This is a genomic window from Mesorhizobium sp., from assembly GCF_017306585.1.
Taxonomy (GTDB): Bacteria; Pseudomonadota; Alphaproteobacteria; order Rhizobiales; family Rhizobiaceae; genus Mesorhizobium.
The window spans coordinates 1-2,440 of sequence record NZ_JAFKIC010000368.1 but is presented as its reverse complement, the minus strand read 5'-3'; the positions used below and the strand labels follow the sequence as shown (position 1 = coordinate 2,440).

The window sequence follows — 2,440 nt, the reverse complement described above, 5'->3', positions numbered from 1 at the left end:
TCGGGCTGCGTGGAGGTGCCCGCGAACATAAGGACACCCTTCTGCTGGCCGTTGCGGCCCGCAGCCGTGGAACTGGTGGCGTCGCAGCTCAGGAAGAGCACGTCGACGCCCTGTTCGATCAGCGCGTCGGCGGATTTGATGGACTCGACCGAGCTCGACGCCGTGTCGTTGCCTTCGATCACTTCGATCTTGAATTTGCCCAGAATACCCCCGGCCGCATTCACGTCGTCGAATGCCATCTTCATGCCATGCGCAAACGGCACATCATAGGCGGCAGCCCAGCCGGTATGCGCCAGCGCCAGCCCGACGCGGACCTTCCCATCAGCCGCGAAGACCGGACGCAAGCCACCGACACCCGCTATTGCGACCCCGAGCATGGATTTCATCACACTGCGCCGAGACAGACCGAGTTGCAGCGAGTTCATCATGGTGTCAGACATTTCCCTCTCCTTTGTTGTTTGAGATTTCGGTTTCCTGGCGCACCTTGCGTTTTGCCAGGAGGTCGCGTGTTCCCAGGTAAGCTTCGATGACCTGGGGATCGTTCTGGACCTGGGCTGCAGACCCCGAGGCGATCAATTCACCCTTGTTCAGGACGAAAACCTGGTCACAAAGGCGCATGATCAGGTGCAGGTCGTGCTCCACGATGAGGATGCCGAGTCCATACTTGTTTCGAATGTCGAGGATGGCCGCGATGAGCTGCTCGGACTCTTTCGGGTTCATTCCGGCCGCAGGTTCGTCGAGCAGCAGAAAACTTGGCTCGAGCGCGAGAGCCCGCGCGATCTCAAGGCGCCGCTGGTTGCCATAAGCCAGTGTCGAGGCAACTCGCTCCGCATCATCCAGCAAGTCGAATTGGGCAAGGAGCCCCTTCGCATAGTCTTCGATGCCCGCAGCGCCATGGCCCCGGGCCGCGGCGGCGGCCATCACATTCTCAATAACGGTCATCTCGCCGAAAAGGCGTATGTTCTGAAAAGTTCGTGCAAGGCCGGCGCGCGCAATGCGGCTGGGCCGCCACCCGACAACGTTCCTATCGCCGAGCAGGACAGTTCCATGGTTGGGGTGATGGACTCCCGTCAAACCGTTGATGAGCGTGGTTTTTCCAGCGCCATTGGGTCCAATCAACCCTACAATCTGCCCGGATTGCACCTTGATCGAAACATTGTTGAGCGCCCGCAAACCGCCGAAGTCGACACCAAGCCCTTCGGCGCGGAGCATCTTGGCACCATGCCGGCTGGACATTGGCGTTTCGGGTCCGCCTGCTTGTGGCTGGGCTCCGATCTTCGGCACCCGCCGCCACAGCCGATCGAGCGCCAATTCCTGACTGCCCATGATCCCAGCGGGACGTTTGTACATTACGAGCAGGATCATCAAGCTCAGAAGAATCTGTGTCGCGCCCCAGATTGGTGGAGACCGGAAGGATCCGATCGAGACACCGCTCTCGAAAGGCCTGACGAGCTCGACCAGCGCCGTGACGATGATCGTGCCGATGACCGCGCCTGAGATCGACCGTTTGCCCCCAACCACCAGCATCGCGATCAGCGCGAAGGTCATGTCCAGATAAAAGTCGTGAGGCTGGAAAGCACCTATGATGTGGGCAAACAATGCCCCAGTCACCCCCATGACCATGGCACTGACCGTCCAGCCCTGCAGAAGGCGCTGATTGCTCTCGATACCGGTCGCCGCCGCCGCGACCTCGTTATCCTGAAAGGCCCTAAGTTGCAGCCCCCAATGCGATTCCTTGAAGGCAAACGCAATCGCGAGGGCCAGGAATACGAAGAAATAGACAATCGGCAGACTTACGATCTGCGGAACGCCATAAAAACCCTTGGTGCCATTGGTGAGGTTCGTTGCACCCTTAAGCAGGTAGTCCGTGATCACCAGCAACCCGAAGGTTGCCAGGATTGCCGATGTCTCGCGCAGGCGGGAGAGCGGTAGGCCTGTTACAATCCCCAAGACCAGCGAAATCGCGGCGACCACGATGAGGGAAGCCGGGAGGCTCAGTTCGATCTGGGCCAGGAATCCTGGCAGATGGCGCAACATGTCAGACTTCAAATCGGGCGGCGTCGTCAGCAGCCCGGTAGCGTAGGCGCCGACGGCAAAAAAACCGACATGACCGACCGTCAGGATTCCCGAGTTCCCCGTGAAGATGCAAAGCGCGACGACCGCGCAGAGATCGATCAGAAGAAGCATCACCACTCGCTCGGCGGATGGGCCAGCTAGGGCGAAGGGAACTGTCAGGACGAGCACCAGCGCGAAGAGTAGAACCGTTGACCCCGCTGCCCGACCTATCCGTTTTTCATTCGCAAGCCTTGCGAGTGAGCCATCAGGCGCAGCGGCATCATGCCGTGACTCGATCGACTGTTGGCCAGATGGCATTGTTCACCTCTCCATTTCGAGCCAAATGTCTGGGCCGGGAAGCCCTGAGCCTCACACCGGCGCATCC

Annotated in this window: 2 protein-coding genes; both read right to left on the bottom strand. The window is 59.9% G+C overall.

Annotated features, from left to right (window positions below):
• The coding region (locus tag J0I79_RS34845) for an ABC transporter substrate-binding protein (protein WP_292870685.1) at positions 1–440 on the bottom strand (440 nt) is incomplete at its 3' end.
• Positions 433–2,187, bottom strand: a complete 1,755-nt coding sequence (locus tag J0I79_RS34840; protein ID WP_292870682.1) for a branched-chain amino acid ABC transporter ATP-binding protein/permease — start codon at positions 2,185–2,187, stop codon at positions 433–435. The genes J0I79_RS34845 and J0I79_RS34840, both read right to left, overlap by 8 nt.
• Positions 2,188–2,440 lie beyond the last annotated feature (253 nt).